This window comes from Aurantiacibacter sp. MUD61 (assembly GCF_027912455.1).
Taxonomy (GTDB): Bacteria; Pseudomonadota; Alphaproteobacteria; order Sphingomonadales; family Sphingomonadaceae; genus Alteraurantiacibacter.
In genome coordinates this window covers 1,102,771-1,116,565 of sequence record NZ_CP115446.1, presented here as the reverse complement: position 1 = coordinate 1,116,565, position 13,795 = coordinate 1,102,771, and the positions used below count along the sequence as shown (strand labels likewise).

15 protein-coding genes are annotated in these 13,795 nt (G+C 62.8%); 6 read left to right on the top strand and 9 right to left on the bottom strand.

Annotation, left to right across the window (positions count from 1 at the left end; genetic code table 11):
• The first annotated feature begins 6 nt into the window (after window positions 1–6).
• Complete coding sequence (locus tag O2N64_RS05335) at window positions 7–1,443, top strand: glutamate synthase subunit beta (RefSeq protein ID WP_271079246.1); 1,437 nt, start codon at window positions 7–9, stop codon at window positions 1,441–1,443.
• Here the strand turns inward: O2N64_RS05335 and O2N64_RS05330 are convergent.
• Window positions 1,440–2,468: a TolB family protein gene (locus O2N64_RS05330; protein ID WP_271079245.1), complete on the bottom strand. Its 1,029-nt coding sequence runs from the start codon at window positions 2,466–2,468 to the stop codon at window positions 1,440–1,442. The two genes, O2N64_RS05335 and O2N64_RS05330, sit on opposite strands and share 4 nt — an antisense overlap.
• A gap of 106 nt (window positions 2,469–2,574) precedes the next feature.
• Between O2N64_RS05330 and O2N64_RS05325 the strand changes: the two genes are divergently transcribed.
• Complete coding sequence (locus O2N64_RS05325; protein WP_271079244.1) at window positions 2,575–3,045, top strand: Lrp/AsnC family transcriptional regulator; 471 nt, start codon at window positions 2,575–2,577, stop codon at window positions 3,043–3,045.
• Here the strand turns inward: O2N64_RS05325 and O2N64_RS05320 are convergent.
• The 5 genes from O2N64_RS05320 to ung form a co-directional block, all read right to left on the bottom strand.
• Window positions 3,042–4,031, bottom strand: coding sequence for a hypothetical protein (locus O2N64_RS05320; RefSeq protein ID WP_271079243.1), 990 nt, complete (start codon window positions 4,029–4,031; stop codon window positions 3,042–3,044). The two genes, O2N64_RS05325 and O2N64_RS05320, sit on opposite strands and share 4 nt — an antisense overlap.
• Window positions 4,032–4,038: 7 nt before the next feature.
• Entirely contained in the window at window positions 4,039–4,980 is a 942-nt protein-coding gene (locus O2N64_RS05315; RefSeq protein ID WP_271079242.1) for an acyltransferase family protein, read from the bottom strand.
• An 85-nt stretch (window positions 4,981–5,065) separates the two neighbouring features.
• A complete protein-coding gene (locus tag O2N64_RS05310) occupies window positions 5,066–6,136 on the bottom strand; it encodes a PAS domain-containing sensor histidine kinase (protein ID WP_271079241.1) in 1,071 nt (356 codons plus the stop codon).
• Between the two features lie 72 nt (window positions 6,137–6,208).
• Window positions 6,209–6,535 (bottom strand): TraR/DksA C4-type zinc finger protein, encoded by a 327-nt coding sequence (locus O2N64_RS05305; protein WP_271079240.1) that lies wholly within the window; start codon window positions 6,533–6,535, stop codon window positions 6,209–6,211.
• Window positions 6,536–6,710: 175 nt separating this feature from the next.
• Window positions 6,711–7,394, bottom strand: coding sequence for a uracil-DNA glycosylase (gene ung / locus O2N64_RS05300; RefSeq protein WP_271079239.1), 684 nt, complete (start codon window positions 7,392–7,394; stop codon window positions 6,711–6,713).
• A 113-nt stretch (window positions 7,395–7,507) separates the two neighbouring features.
• Between ung and O2N64_RS05295 the strand changes: the two genes are divergently transcribed.
• The 3 genes from O2N64_RS05295 to O2N64_RS05285 are packed head-to-tail and all read left to right on the top strand — an operon-like array spanning window position 7,508 to window position 9,404.
• Window positions 7,508–8,125 (top strand): ribonuclease D, encoded by a 618-nt coding sequence (locus O2N64_RS05295; protein ID WP_271079238.1) that lies wholly within the window; start codon window positions 7,508–7,510, stop codon window positions 8,123–8,125.
• 36 nt (window positions 8,126–8,161) lie between these two features.
• The gene (gene lptC / locus O2N64_RS05290) at window positions 8,162–8,830 is read left to right on the top strand and encodes an LPS export ABC transporter periplasmic protein LptC (protein ID WP_271079237.1); all 669 of its coding nucleotides are present in this window, start codon (window positions 8,162–8,164) and stop codon (window positions 8,828–8,830) included.
• A gap of 19 nt (window positions 8,831–8,849) precedes the next feature.
• Window positions 8,850–9,404, top strand: coding sequence for an LptA/OstA family protein (locus O2N64_RS05285; protein WP_271079236.1), 555 nt, complete (start codon window positions 8,850–8,852; stop codon window positions 9,402–9,404).
• On the opposite strand, the gene O2N64_RS05280 is transcribed toward O2N64_RS05285, so the two are convergent.
• From O2N64_RS05280 to O2N64_RS05270, 3 genes are all read right to left on the bottom strand, one after another.
• The gene (locus tag O2N64_RS05280; RefSeq protein WP_271079235.1) at window positions 9,401–10,099 is read right to left on the bottom strand and encodes a hypothetical protein; all 699 of its coding nucleotides are present in this window, start codon (window positions 10,097–10,099) and stop codon (window positions 9,401–9,403) included. The two genes, O2N64_RS05285 and O2N64_RS05280, sit on opposite strands and share 4 nt — an antisense overlap.
• Window positions 10,099–11,379 (bottom strand): O-antigen ligase family protein, encoded by a 1,281-nt coding sequence (locus O2N64_RS05275; protein WP_271079234.1) that lies wholly within the window; start codon window positions 11,377–11,379, stop codon window positions 10,099–10,101. The genes O2N64_RS05280 and O2N64_RS05275 overlap by 1 nt, the downstream gene beginning before the upstream one ends.
• 88 nt (window positions 11,380–11,467) lie before the next feature.
• Window positions 11,468–11,731 carry a hypothetical protein gene (locus O2N64_RS05270; RefSeq protein WP_271079233.1) on the bottom strand — a complete coding sequence of 88 codons (264 nt, stop codon included), beginning with the start codon at window positions 11,729–11,731 and terminating at the stop codon, window positions 11,468–11,470.
• Between the two features lie 155 nt (window positions 11,732–11,886).
• Between O2N64_RS05270 and O2N64_RS05265 the strand changes: the two genes are divergently transcribed.
• Window positions 11,887–13,776: an asparagine synthetase B family protein gene (locus O2N64_RS05265; protein WP_271079232.1), complete on the top strand. Its 1,890-nt coding sequence runs from the start codon at window positions 11,887–11,889 to the stop codon at window positions 13,774–13,776.
• Window positions 13,777–13,795 lie beyond the last annotated feature (19 nt).

Here is a 13,795-nt window from a genome sequence, read left to right as displayed (position 1 = left end):
AGAATAATGGGAAAAGAGACAGGCTTTCTCGAAGTCGACCGTGAAGATCGCACCTATACCGATCCCAAGGAGCGGCTGAAGCATTACAAGGAATTCGTCATTCCGCATGACGAGCCTGCCCTGCAGAAGCAGGCCAGCCGCTGCATGAATTGCGGCATTCCCTACTGCCATAACGGCTGCCCGGTGAACAACATCATCCCGGACTGGAACCACCTCGTCTACGAAGGCGACTGGCAGAACGCGCTGGAAGTGCTGCATTCGACCAACAATTTCCCGGAATTCACCGGCCGGATCTGCCCCGCCCCGTGCGAGGCGAGCTGCACGCTCAACATCACCGACCAGCCGGTGACGATCAAAAGCATCGAATGCGCCATTATTGATCGTGGCTGGAAGGAAGGCTGGGTAAAGCCGCAGCCGCCGGAGAAACAGTCCGGCAAAAGTGTCGCCGTGGTTGGCTCGGGCCCGGCGGGCATGGCCTGCGCACAGCAGTTGGCGCGTGCGGGACATTCGGTGACGGTATTCGAGAAGAGCGACCGCGTGGGCGGCCTGCTGCGCTACGGCATCCCCGACTTCAAGATGGAGAAGACCCTCATCAATCGCCGCGCGGTGCAGATGGAGGCCGAAGGCGTGACCTTCCGCACCAGCACCGAAGTCGGCGTCGATGTGTCAATGAAGTCGCTGAAGGAAAACTTCGACGCAATCGTGCTGTCGGGCGGGGCAGAGCATCCGCGCCAGCTCGAGATACCGGGCGCGGAAATGGCTGGCGTTCGCTTGGCCATGGAATTCCTCACCCAGCAGAACAAGCGCAATGCGGGCGACGATGAAACCCGCGCCGCACCGCGCGGCTCGCTGACCGCCACGGGCAAGCATGTGATCGTGATCGGCGGCGGTGACACCGGCAGCGATTGCGTGGGCACCAGCAATCGGCAGGGCGCGGCTTCGGTCACCCAGATCGAAATCATGCCGCAGCCGCCCGAGAAAGAGAACAAGCTGCTCACCTGGCCCGACTGGCCGATGAAGCTGCGCACATCCTCCAGCCATGAAGAAGGCGTGGAGCGCGACTGGGCGGTACTGACGAAGGAAGTGATTGGCGAAGACGGCAAGGTCACCGGCCTCAAATGCGTTCGCGCGGACTGGTCCGAAGGGCAGCTGAAAGAAGTGCCGAACAGCGAATTCACGCTGAAGGCAGACCTGATCCTCCTCGCCATGGGTTTCCTCGGCCCGCGCCGGCAGGGCATGCTCGATCAGGCCGGGGTGGAGATCACCCAGCGCGGCAATGTCGATGCGAACGAGCAGGATTACCGCACCTCGGACGAGCAGATTTACGCTTGCGGAGACATGCGCCGGGGCCAGAGCCTCGTCGTATGGGCAATCCGTGAAGGTCGCCAATGCGCCGCCAGCGTGGACGAAGCGCTGATGGGCGTTACCGAGCTGCCGCGCTAGTTCGCGCGCGCTTCGCCGAGGACTTCGCGCAGCACCGGTATTTCGGCGACTGGCATCGTCCATACCTGATAGAGCCCGCTCTCGCCGCCCGCTTCGGTGGGGCGCGATGACGTGAAGACCACGCTCTCGCCATCGGGAGTGATCCGGGCGGCGAACTCGGCGTCCGGGGTGTTGATTTCCGGCCCGAGATTGCGCGGCGCGCTCCATTCGCCTTCGCACAGCACCGAAACGAAGATATCCGCGCCGCCTTCGCCCTCAACCACATCGGTGCTGAGCAGCATTACGCGGCCATCGGCGGTGACCCATGATCCGTCGTTCTCGCCTGCGGTATTGATGTCTCCGGGTACCGGGATCGGCGCGGCAAAACCGCCGCTCCCATTCCCGCGCGCGACATAGATATCGCGCAGGCCCACGCCGTCGAGACGCTCGCTCCAGAAATAGAGATCGCCCCCGCGCGTCAGCACCGGCGCGGTTTCATTGTTCACGAAGCGCGTCTGGCGGATGCGGCCTCCGCGAATGCGGCTGATGTCGGGATTATCGAGCGCGACCGGCTCTGCCCCCGCATCGGAAAGCGAGAGAGCGAAGAGGTCGAAATCCTCGTAAACATTCTCGCCAGCGTGGCGCGGGCGGTCCGGTGCCCAAGAGAAGTATAGCGTGGAGCCATCGGGGCTGACGCTCGGCCATTCGGCGCGCGCTTCTGCTTGGGGTAATTGTACGCGCTCGGCGGGCGACCAGCCGCTGGCGGTTCGCTGCGAGCGGTAGAGCAATTGCGGGCATTCCCAGATCAGCTCGCAATCGGCGCGGGTGAAATACATCGTCTGCCCGTCAGGTGAGAAGCCTGGGCTGAAAGTGATCCGTCCGTCCTGGCCGAGTGCTTCCGGGGCGAGCCGCCGTGCCCCAAGCGGCGTCGCGACTGCGGTGTCGGTTGCAGGCTGTGCGCTTGCTCCCTCCTCCTCATCCGAAGCAGCGGCTGAACAACCAGCACAGGACAGGGCGAAGAGCAGGGCAAGATATGGTGAAACCATCGAAATTCTCCAAGTCGTCATGCCCGCGAGGGTAAGAGCCGTGGCGAAGCGAAGGTGACCTGTTTCACCACATTGCTGACGTATTTCGCTCTTAATGAAGTATGAAATGACCGAAAACGTTCACCCCGCTCCCGACGCCATCGATCGCCGCATATTGCGCGAGGTGCAGGCCGATATCGGCAGGCCGGTGCCCGCAATCGCCGATGCGGTGGGCATCTCCGTCTCCGCCTATCGCCGCCGCCTCACCCGCTTGCGCAAGGCAGGCGTGGTGCTGCGCGAGGTGGCGCTGGTCGATAGCGCGCAGCTCGGCATCGAGATTATCGTCGCCATTACCATGATGGAGGAGCAATCATCGGGATACGACCGGCTGAAACGCCGCATCCGCTCCGCACCCGAAGTGACCCAATGCTACAGCGTGACGGGCGATGTGGATTTGATCGCCCATGTGACGATGCCCGATATGGCGACATACGAACAATGGATACAGGACTTCATCCTGTCAGACCCGGCCGTGCGCCGGTGCAATAGCCATGTCGTATATTCGCGGGTGAAGTTCACCACCGCAGTGCCGGTTTAGCCGCGCGCCTCATCCAGCGCCGCACGGAAGGCGGCGGGTTCATCGAGGCGCAAGGCGATGTGGGTGATCAGCTTTGTCCTGCCGAACAGGCCCTGAACTTCGACCGGCTCGCCAAGGCGGAGCGTCATATTGGGCGCGCTAAGGATCGCGGTGTCGATGGTCGATTTGGCCTTGAGTGTATCGGCATCGAACGTCTCACCCACTGCGGCAATGTTATCCAGCGGCACGGTGAAATCCAGAGGAGCGCCCGCGCGGATGCGGACGTAGTCCGGACCCACCAGCACCGGCATCAGTCGCAGGCTCTTGGTGAGCGCGACAAACCACATCAATCCTGCCAGCGTCAGCGCGAAGGCGATCCATGCGACCAGCGGGTTCCACAGCATCAGCAGCAAATGCACGACACCCAGTTCGATCACCTGCAACGCAATCAGCGTCACCAGCATGGGCGTTAGATAGCGGTGATAGGCGAAGCCCCGCGTGCCTTCAGGCACATCGGGAGCGCGCCGCCAGACGAACAGCGCCAGATGCATCATGCGAAGCTCGGTGGCCCACATACTGACCATTTGCGGCGGCAGGACGCTGCCCAGCGCCGATTCCCACCCTACGCCAGCTCGTCTCGCGGCGAGCAGCTTCACGCCCGACCACACAGCCCAGAGAGCGATGGTGCCCGCCAGCGCTGCAAGCAGTGGCGGCATGGCGAGGATGCGTTCGCGCACCGCAGGCGCTCCGCCCACCAGCACGACCAGCGCCCCGATCGCGGCCGCACTGAGCATTGCAAAGGCACCGGGCCTGCGATTCTCAGCCTTGGCGATGGTTGAAAGGCACAGCGTGTCGATGACGATCCAAGCAAAGAGCAGCGCTGCAATGGTCACATTCGCCGCAGCCCAGTCCGTATAGGTCATCAGCCGCGCGAGACCCAAAGCAGCGATAGTGGCGATAACCACCGCGACATTGCGCGGAATGCGAGCGATCAGGGCGCGTGCCATGGCGCCATCATAGGCCTTTCAGCGAAGCGCGAAAGTGAGCATTTGCGAAGCGTTGTTGCAGCGGCTGCAAGGCGGCGCGGCATCGTGGCTCCACCAGAAAACCCAGCACTATCGCCAGCAGGACTGCCGCAGGAATGGTCAGCCAGGCGGACAGCTCCATTTTCACCAGCGGGTGGTGAACGGCATAAAGCGCATAAGACGGAATACCCAGCCACGCGGCCACTTTCGCTCTCGGAAACCGGCTCACCGCGCCCAGCCACAAGGCGAGTGGCATCACGACCATCAGGGCAGCGTAATCGACCAGCACATTGCCATCCTGCGGCATCATCATGACGGTGAAAGGCAGCAGCAGGGCGAGCATTCCACAGGGCCAGCCGAGGCGCAGGCGAGAACGCGTCACGATCCGGTAGATCGCAATGCCGATGCAGAAACTGAACGCCGTGCGCGCAAGGCCATAGCCGAAGGTGTCCCATCGGAAGCCAAGGTCGGCACTCCCGCGCACTTCGATGCCAGCGACAACGCCGACCAAGCCGATCAGCAGAGCTGCCACCCAAGCGCGCTTGCCGAAACCCAGCAGCAACGCAAATGCAGCCCCCGCGATGAATTCGAACAGGAGCGACCAGAGCGGAATATTGGCCGGATAGAGGAAAGTCCGGCCTGTCGGAATCATCAGCAGTGTTCCGGCGGAACCGCCATTGATCGCCAGACCGATCGCCGCACCGATCACCATCATGGGCCCAAGCCGGATAAGCCGTTCGATCAGGAACGGTCCTGCTTGCATGCGGTGGGCATAGGCGTGAAACAGCACAAATCCGCTGAGCGCGAAGAACAGGTCGACCGCGAGGTATCCGCGCGGCACCATCCGCCCGGCATGGTAGAATACCACCGCCAAAGCCGCGATCCCGCGCATCGCATCAAGCGTGTGAAATCTCTCCGCACTCCTCGTCATGACACGGGTTTAGCGCGAATTGCTTGCGTTTCTCTCAATCGCGGAGAGGAGCCTCGCCGGGCGATCTGCCCGACAAAAACCCGCTTCAGCGCGCTTGCAGCTCTGCGGAGATACGCGCGACGATTGTCGGATCGTCGGGCGCCGTTTTTTCGTTTGGGATTTCGAGGAACCCTTCGTGGAGCTGGGCAATGCGCTGGCACTGCATCAGTCCGAGACCGTAGCCTTCGCCGACATGCCCGTCTTCGGGTTTGGAGAAGGGCTTCATCGCCAGATGGCGTTTTTCCGTGGGAATGCCCGGGCCCTTGTCGCAAAAACTGATTTCATATTCGCCGCCGTCGCGCTGGACGCCAATTTTTACCACCGGTTTTTCAACCCCCGCATGGCGAATGGCATTTTCGATCAGGCTTTGCAGCATTTGTCGGAACAGGGTCGGTTCGACAACGACTACCGGCAAGCGCGGCGAATGGATCTTCGCCTCGCGACTGATCGACAGCGCGGACAGATTGAAGCGAACTTCCTCCAGCAGAAGGTTGAGATCGGTCTCCTTGAAGCTCAGCCCAAGCTGGTCGGATTTCGCAGCCTCAAGCATGGCTGTAAGATGTTTCGACAACCCATGCGCGCTTTCCTTCACGGCCTTGCTGACCAGTGTGGCGCGTTCGCTCAGGCTTGAATTCTTGTCCCGCTCGATAATGCTCACACCGCTGATGATCGCTGCAATCGGGCTGCGCAAATCATGCGCCACCGAATGGGCATATTCGCGCAATTGCCTGTTAGCCCGGGTCAACGCATGCTCGCGGTTTTTGAGCGCGGTAATGTCCTTGGCAATTGCCAGCAGCAATTCCCCACCATCCTCTGTCGTATAGACCGTCTTGCGCGTGCTGAGGATCCGCTTTTCACCCTCCCAATCGGTGATTTCTTCGACGATTTCGGATTGTCCGCGGGCAAATGCCTTGCGGTCTTCCTCAAGGAAAAGCGCAGCCTCATCTTCGGCAAAATTCTCGACTGTCGTCGCGCCGATCACGTTCTTGCGTTCTTCAGGAGAATAGAGCGCGAGAAACGCGTCATTGGCATAGACGACGCGGGATTCGCGATCTTTCACAAAAATCAGGCTATCAGTGCTGTCCAATACGGCATGGACGAATGCTTCGCCAAGCATGACCTCTCCCCTTCTCGCGTACACTGCAAGCGACCCTCCCGCGAGTCAAGGCAATGGAATTACGGAATCTTTTTAACCCGCGCACCCCACACAGCGCGCGACGCTCGGGTCGTTGCTGAGCCGTCCCGCAGCAATCTCCTCGCCGCATTTGGCGCAATAGCCCCATTCGCCCTCGTCGAGCCGCGCGAAGGCAGCTTTGATGCGCGCGCGTTCTGCGCTGCGGCGGCGCTCCTCGGCCTGGGCCATCGCCTGCTGCTGCATTGCGTCCATGCGGGAGAGGCGGCCCACGCTGTCCTGCTGCAGGGTGACGGGCTCTCGGCCCTCCGCGCTCAGCGCATCGAGCCGGTCCAGCTCTTCCAGCCGGGCGGTGAGAGCTTGGCGCGCGTCATCCTCGGTCATGCGAAACAGCTTTCCTACAAACTGCGCGTTTGTCAAAGCCCACCCCATGCTCGGCGCAATGCAAATTTCCTTTCCGATACAGCATTTTGCAGTCATGAAACGCACGCCGGAGATTTTGCTTCAGGACACTGTCACACCTGTCACACCTGTCACACCCCCGGGCGTTCGACTCGGGTCAGAGCGACCAGTCGACAGGCTCACACCCCTGCGCTTCCAGAAAGGCGTTGGTCCGGCTGAAAGGCATGCTGCCAAGGAAGCCGCGATGTGCGGACAGCGGGCTGGGGTGCGGGCTGGTGATGAGCAGATGCCGATCGCTCGCGCCGAGTGCCGGAATGCGCTTCGCCTTGGCCTGCGCATGGCTGCCCCAGAGGATGAAAACGCAGGGCGCATCGCGCTCGGCCACTGCCGCGACGCAGGCATCGGTAATCGCGTCCCACCCCTTACCCGCATGGCTGCCTGCCCTGGCTTCCTCCACCGTCAGCGTGTTGTTGAGCAGCAGCACGCCCTGCTGCGCCCAGCTTTCAAGGTTGCCATGGGTGGGACGCGCAATGCCGATATCGCTCTCCATCTCCTTGAAGATGTTGACCAGCGATGGCGGCACTTTGACACCGTCCTGCACCGAGAAGCACAGCCCATGCGCCTGCCCCGGCCCGTGATACGGATCCTGCCCCAGGATCACGACTTTCACGCTTTCCAGCGGCGTCAGCTCCAGCGCGCGCAGGCGGCAGCCGCGCGGCGGGTAGATACGCTTGCCCGCATCCTCCTCCGCTCGCAGCCAGCCGCCCAGTCTGCGCGCTTCAGGCGTGGCGAGTGCAGGTTCGAGAACCGGCTTCCAGCTATCGGGAATGGCATCGGACATGGATCAACCTCTCATCGCCTTTCGACAGGCTCAGGACGAACGGATAGGGGCGCCGGGATGGCAGGGCCAGTCCGCCCTTCCCTCCTATCCCCATTGCGACTAAGGCGGCAGCGATGACTGTACACTTTCACGAAGAAGACCTGCCCGCAGGCGTGCTCGCCGATGGCCCCGTTGCCGTCGATACCGAAACCATGGGGCTGGTAACGCCGCGCGACCGCTTGTGCGTCGTCCAGATCAGCGATGGCCAGGGCGATGAGCATCTGGTGCGCTTTGCCAAGGACAGCACCTTCGATGCGCCGAATCTGAAGGCGGTGCTCGCCGATCCGGATCGCATCAAGATCTACCACTTCGCGCGTTTCGACCTTGCCGCGATCGAGTACTATCTGGGCGTGGAGGCAGGCCCGGTGTTCTGCACAAAGATCGCCAGCAAGCTGACCCGCACATTCACCGATCGCCATGGCCTCAAGATCCTCGTCGACGAACTGTTGGGCGAGTCGATCTCAAAGCAGCAGCAATCGAGTGACTGGGGTGCGGTGGAACTGAACGATGCGCAGCGCGAATATGCCGCGTCCGATGTGCGCTACCTCCACCGCATGCGCGATGTCTTCATCGAGCGGCTGGAGCGCGAAGGCCGCACTGCAATGGCGCAGGCCTGTTTCGACTTCCTGCCCACCCGCGCACGGCTCGACATTGCCGGTTGGGCGGATCACGACATCTTCAGCCACGCGTAAGGAGCAAATGGCCATCCTCTGGCGTTAGAGACACACATGACCGCCGCCGCCGACCGTATGCGCTCAAAGCGCCAGGCTTTCGCCGCCCCGGGCAGCTCGCTCGACAAGGTCGTGCGCGCGCTGGCGGTCGGCTTGCCTGCACTGGTCGGTGTGGTCGCAGCGCTCATGCTGATCACCCCGCTGGGGCCGCGCGGCGAAGTCAGCTTCCTGCTCGATCGCAACAAGGTCGCCGTCGCCGATGACCGGCTGCGCGTCGACAATGCCATGTACCGCGGAGAGGACGGCGAAGGCCGGCCCTTTTCGCTGATCGCAGGCTCTGCCGTCCAGCAGAGCAATTCGGTGCCGGTGGTGGAAATGCGCGAGCTCACCGCGCGCCTCCTGCTGCCCGAAGGCCCCGCCGTGCTGAGCGCGCCCGAAGGCAGCTATGACATCGATGACGAGCAGGTGGGCATTCCCGGCACGGTGCGCTTTACCGCGTCGGACGGCTATGAATTCACCGCCAGCAATGTAACGATCAACCTCCTCACCCGCACGCTGATGGGCGAAGGCGGGATACGCGGCGAGATACCGGCAGGCACGTTCCAGGCGGATTCGATGCAGGCCGACATGGAAGCGCGCACATTCACTCTCACCGGCAATGTGCGCGGACGCATGGTGCCCGGACAATTGCGCATGCCAAGCGGCATGAGCATGCCGGGACGTTAGTATGACAAAGAGATCGACGATGACCGACACGACAGCTTCCCGCCTCCCTTTACGCAAGCTGGCCCTGCGCGGACTTGCCGCCGGCCTTCTGGCAGGCGGTGCAAGCGCGATCGGCTTTGGCGCGCTGGCAGGGGCGCAGGATCTGGGCGGAATCGTCTCGAATGAGCCGGTCAGCTGGTCTGCCGACAATGGCCAGCTGCAGGATCGGCAGAACCGCGTGGTGCTTTCAGGCAATGTCGTGATCCAGCAGGGCAATCTGCGGATGACCGCTGACCGCACGACCATCGCGTACACCGATGCCGGAACGCTGCGCATCCAGCGCATCAATGCGACCGGCGGCGTCGTAGTGACCCGCGGCGATGAACGAGCGCGCGGCGATGCGGCAGTCTATGACTTCAACCGGCGGGTGATCATCCTGTCTGGCGGGGTGGCGATCAATCGCGGGACCGACCGGCTCGATGGCGGTCGTCTGGTGCTCGATCTGAACTCCGGCGTGACGAGTGTCGACGGGCAGGGCTCGCGCGACAGCGACGGGCGCGTGTCGGGCACTTTCGCGGTGCCGGAAGGCAACTAATCAGCAGGACAATCGCGCGGCCAGAAGAGCGCACGATCCTCTGATGAAGCGGATGCGGCGAGAATGGCGAGCCGGTCGCACGGCAGGGTAGCGCCCGCATCGAGCGCCTCGGCTAGAAGCCACGCGACATCGCGCGGATCGGCAGAGGGCAGCGCCACCGTGAGCGAGTTGGCCTGCCAATGCCCCTCAGCCGCGTAACGCTCGGCCATCGCGGCGCGGCCTTCTGCGCTGGTGATGAGCTCGGCAAGCAGGGCGTGGGTCTCGTCAGGTAGTGAGCCAGTCGACAGCAGCGCGGCAATGCGCTGCGCTGCGAGATCGTAGCGCTCTGCCGAGAGCGCAGCGCGGGCGGAGGCCAGCTGGGCAACCGGCACACGCCAGCCGCGCGTCGCGCTCGCTTCCATCGCGGCGAGGGCCAGCGCCTGATCGCCATTCTGGGTCGCCGCGAGCGAGAGCAGGGCAAGGTGCTCGGCAGGCAAGGGGCGGCGCGCGATGAGGCGGCTAGCCTCACGCACAGCGGTCTCGCCATACCCCGCCGCGATGGCCTCGCGGCTGCGCTGTTCGGCGGCAAAGCCGGAAAAAGCGCGCGGAACGAGCGGTGCCAGATGCGGCTGGAAGCGCGATGCACGGTCTAGTTGGGCGAAGATCACCACCGCGGCGAGCGCCAGGAGCGCGCCAATCCAGATGACCCGGCCCATCACGACACCTGCTCTCTGCGAGAGACCAGCAGCACGATACACAGGGCAGCGAGGCAGAGCAGCGACTGGTTGCGCAGCGGGTAATCGACCAATGACTGCAGCGCGATCGCCCCTATCGCCGCGCCTGCGCCAAGCCGCAGCCAAGTCCCCTCGCGACTGCCGCGTGGCAGGGCCGAAAGCAGGACCCAGCCGAGCCAGAGCACCGCGACCAGAAGCGCAAAGACGCCGCCCTCAATAGCGATCTCCAGCCAGTCACTGTGCGCCCGGCCCGCGCGGCGCGGCGAGACGTATTCAAGCGATTCGTGGACCTGGAAAACCTCGTCGAACGTGCCCATGCCGCTGCCTACCGGCCAGTACTGTCCGGCTGCGTAATAGCTGTCTTCCCACATCTCAGGCCGGTCAGCCGCGCCCGCCGAGACAAAGCGATCGACGCTCTCGGCAACTCGGCCTCCTGTGAGATAGGACGCTCCGAACACTCCGCTGACCACGACTGCAGCAGCCAATGCCATGCCGAACGCCATGCGGGGGCTCGTTTGCTCCCGCGTTCGGCGTCCGAGCGCCGCAGCACCCAGTCGAAGCACCAACAGGCCAATGGGCACGGCCAGTAAGGCCATGCCCGTTCGCGACTGGGTGAGGACAACTGCCACCGCGAAGAGGACGCCCGCGACTGCACTCGCAACCGCCGCCAATCCCCTCGCACGAGGCAGCGCCGCCAGTAGGGTGAGCGCGATGACGAACATAAGCGCTGTCGAATTGCGATTGGCAAAGGTCGCGTAGAACACATTCGGATCGGAGCGCTCATCATAGAGCAGTCCCCATTGGTTGCCGGATGCGAATTGCACAACGCCAAGGACAAAGGCCCCGCAAATGCAGATCAGAGCCCAGCGCAGCAAGCCGAGCTTCTGCTCCCGGCTCAGCATGCTGCCCGTGACGATGATCGCTGCGGGAGCAAGCGTGCCGCAGAACGCGACGAGTGTGCGCATGGGATCGACGCTGGCAGGAAACCAGCGATCCGCACCCAGCCCTGCGATGGTGAAGCTCTGCGCTATCAGATCGCGCCCGGGCAAGCTCTGCCAGAGCGCAGGCGGCAGCGGGATCAGCTGGATGAGCGGAAGAGCCAGCGTCACGGCGACCAGTGCGACCAAAGCGCGCGGGCCATTGCGGGCGAAGTCGGCACAAGCGCGCAAGTTCAACGCCAGCACAGCGATGGCAGCGAGCTGAATGACCATGTTGCCGAGGCCATAGGCCACGCCTCCACCGCCCAGCAGAATAGCAAGCAATATCAGAACTTTGAGATGTACATCAGGCGAGCCGAACCAGCGAGCGGATTGTCCGAAACGTAAGTTAGCGCCGCTTTGGCGATTTGGGTCAGCCACCCGTGCCAGGCGAGGCGTTCGAGCCCTCATTGGTGTCGGCGGCCACCAGCACAAGCAGTCCTCCGCCGATCAGGAGCGCGCCCAGCAGGATGTAGATGAAACCCTCGTCGTCATCATCATCCTCGTCCGTGATGGCAGCGATCTGCGTGGTCTCTAGCGAGATGCCAGCGCTGTCCGCACGCGTATTCGCCTGCGCCGCGATGGGTGCAGTTGCCACGAATGTCGCGGCAATGATTGCAAGCGTGTTCTTCAGCATGCGGACTGTCCCGTAGCGATCAATGTGGCGGTTTAACCCCGCGATAGGGTGCAATGCAAGCTGCGTGCGGCAGCCCGCGCCAAGCATTCGCTGGACACAGGTGTCCAAGCAACCCTAGAAACCCGTCACCTCCCGCACTCAGATGGAAAGCACCGATGAGCGCAATCGCGGTGATCCTGCACACAGACGGCGAACCCGCCGCCGCATCGGCGATCAGCGCGATGACCGCCGCAATGCACTATCGCGGGCAGGACGGTGTGCATCATCAATTGCTGGACGCTTGCGGAATGGGCCACTGCGCGCTCCAAATCAGCGCGGAAGATCGCGACAGTGTGCAGCCGCTCAGCGATGATGGTTCGCGCTATACGATTTCGCTCGATGGTTACGTCGCGAATTATGCCGAACTGCGCCGCGATCTGACGCAGCGAGGAGCCCGCTTGCGCAATCGCTCCGACGCGGAACTGGTGCTGCAGGCCTTCATCCTGTGGGGCCAGGAATGCCTCGATCACATAGACGGCGAGTTCGCTTTTGCCATTTATGATCGCGTCGAAAATGCCTTGTTCTGCGCCTGCGACCACACCGGGCTTCGCCAGCTGCATTATCACTGGAACGGGCGCACCTTTGTAGCGGCCACCGATATCACCGGCGTTCTGGCAGCGCTGGATGAGCGTCCCGATCCAAACCTTGGCTATCTGGCCGAGCATATCGCCAATGGCTGGTTCACCTGTGATGAGACGCCGTGGCAGGGCATTATGAGACTCCCGCGCGGGCACTGCCTGACGGTCGCAAACGGCAAGCTCCAGCGGCGCGAATATTGGGAATTGCCGCTCGACATAACCACGCGCTACCGCACCGATGGTGAGTATATCGAGCATTACCGGAGCCTGCTGACGGAATGCGTTGCAGAGGCCGGGCGCAGCGATCATCCGGTGGCCTGCGAAGTCAGCGGAGGGCTCGATTCATCGGCGATATTCGCACTGGCGAACCACATGGATCGGGCGGGCAAATGGCCTTCCCCCGGTCTTGCAGGTTTCACGCTATCAGCTCCGCGCGGCACGCCTGCCGATGAAGCGCGCTATGTCGAGGCTCTGGTGCGCTCGACTGGCCGCGCGATCGAGGGTGTCCCGCTCTTCTGCCCCGATCTCGAGTGGTTCGAAGCACAGGCAAACAGTGACCAGCGCCTACCCTTCCTGCCCAACACGGTGATGCTGCGAAGTCTGGCCAAGGCCGCGTCAGAGCAAGGCTGCCGCATCAGCCTGACCGGCCAGGGCGGCGACCAATGGCTCGATGGATTGCCGCATTATTATCGCCAGTCCTTGCGCGGCGCTGACTGGCGCGGTTTCAGGCAAAGCTTCGGGGCGGATCGGCGAGCAAGAGGGCTTGGCTGGTCGACTCGTCAGGCGCTCAGACAATCCCTCGTCGCCGCACTGCCCGATGTCGTGCGCGACCGGCTGCGAGACTTGCGCGACGGCGAGCGAAGCATCGCTTCAGGAGCAGACTGGCTGTCTGACGAAATGCAAATGGTACTGAAGCAACGCGCCGACGCTTTCGAGGCGGAAACGGCTGCTCTCCCAGCCGATGATCGTGCCAAGCGCGGCAAGCTAGTCGAACCCTTCGCCCTGCTGGTGTATGACATGCTTAATCTGCAATCGGTCCGCCTCGGCGTCGAAAATCGCCATCCCATGCTTTCGCGCAAATTCATGGAATTCAGCGCGAGCACGCCCGAACATATCCGGCTTCGCGGATTTACGACAAAATACATCCATCGCGAAGCTATGCGCGACCTTCTGCCGCGAGCGATTGTCGACCGGGAAGACAAGGCTCATTTCAGCCAGACCTTCGCACCCTATCTGCCCGAAATGCAGGCATTTATCGCTGAGCAACTCGATGAAAACACGCAATTTCGCGAGGTTGTAAAAAGCGACATCGTGTGCGGGGCATTCGACAGCGCGAAGGGGGCCGCAATTGACCGGATACCCATCTGGTCGCTATGGGGAAGTTACGCCTCTGCCGTGTTTTTGGAGCAGGCACCAAACCTCAGATGATCACGTAAAGGGATCAGCA

Excerpts from the sequence above, each read along its gene's own strand:
- O2N64_RS05335 (WP_271079246.1), top strand. The coding sequence starts at position 7 with ATGGGAAAAGAGACAGGCTTTCTCGAAGTCGACCGTGAAGATCGCACC.
- O2N64_RS05330 (WP_271079245.1), bottom strand. The coding sequence starts at position 2,468 with ATGGTTTCACCATATCTTGCCCTGCTCTTCGCCCTGTCCTGTGCTGGT.
- O2N64_RS05325 (WP_271079244.1), top strand. The coding sequence starts at position 2,575 with ATGACCGAAAACGTTCACCCCGCTCCCGACGCCATCGATCGCCGCATA.
- O2N64_RS05320 (WP_271079243.1), bottom strand. The coding sequence starts at position 4,031 with ATGGCACGCGCCCTGATCGCTCGCATTCCGCGCAATGTCGCGGTGGTT.
- O2N64_RS05315 (WP_271079242.1), bottom strand. The coding sequence starts at position 4,980 with ATGACGAGGAGTGCGGAGAGATTTCACACGCTTGATGCGATGCGCGGG.
- O2N64_RS05310 (WP_271079241.1), bottom strand. The coding sequence starts at position 6,136 with ATGCTTGGCGAAGCATTCGTCCATGCCGTATTGGACAGCACTGATAGC.
- O2N64_RS05305 (WP_271079240.1), bottom strand. The coding sequence starts at position 6,535 with ATGACCGAGGATGACGCGCGCCAAGCTCTCACCGCCCGGCTGGAAGAG.
- ung (WP_271079239.1), bottom strand. The coding sequence starts at position 7,394 with ATGTCCGATGCCATTCCCGATAGCTGGAAGCCGGTTCTCGAACCTGCA.
- O2N64_RS05295 (WP_271079238.1), top strand. The coding sequence starts at position 7,508 with ATGACTGTACACTTTCACGAAGAAGACCTGCCCGCAGGCGTGCTCGCC.
- lptC (WP_271079237.1), top strand. The coding sequence starts at position 8,162 with ATGACCGCCGCCGCCGACCGTATGCGCTCAAAGCGCCAGGCTTTCGCC.
- O2N64_RS05285 (WP_271079236.1), top strand. The coding sequence starts at position 8,850 with ATGACCGACACGACAGCTTCCCGCCTCCCTTTACGCAAGCTGGCCCTG.
- O2N64_RS05280 (WP_271079235.1), bottom strand. The coding sequence starts at position 10,099 with ATGGGCCGGGTCATCTGGATTGGCGCGCTCCTGGCGCTCGCCGCGGTG.
- O2N64_RS05270 (WP_271079233.1), bottom strand. The coding sequence starts at position 11,731 with ATGCTGAAGAACACGCTTGCAATCATTGCCGCGACATTCGTGGCAACT.
- O2N64_RS05265 (WP_271079232.1), top strand. The coding sequence starts at position 11,887 with ATGAGCGCAATCGCGGTGATCCTGCACACAGACGGCGAACCCGCCGCC.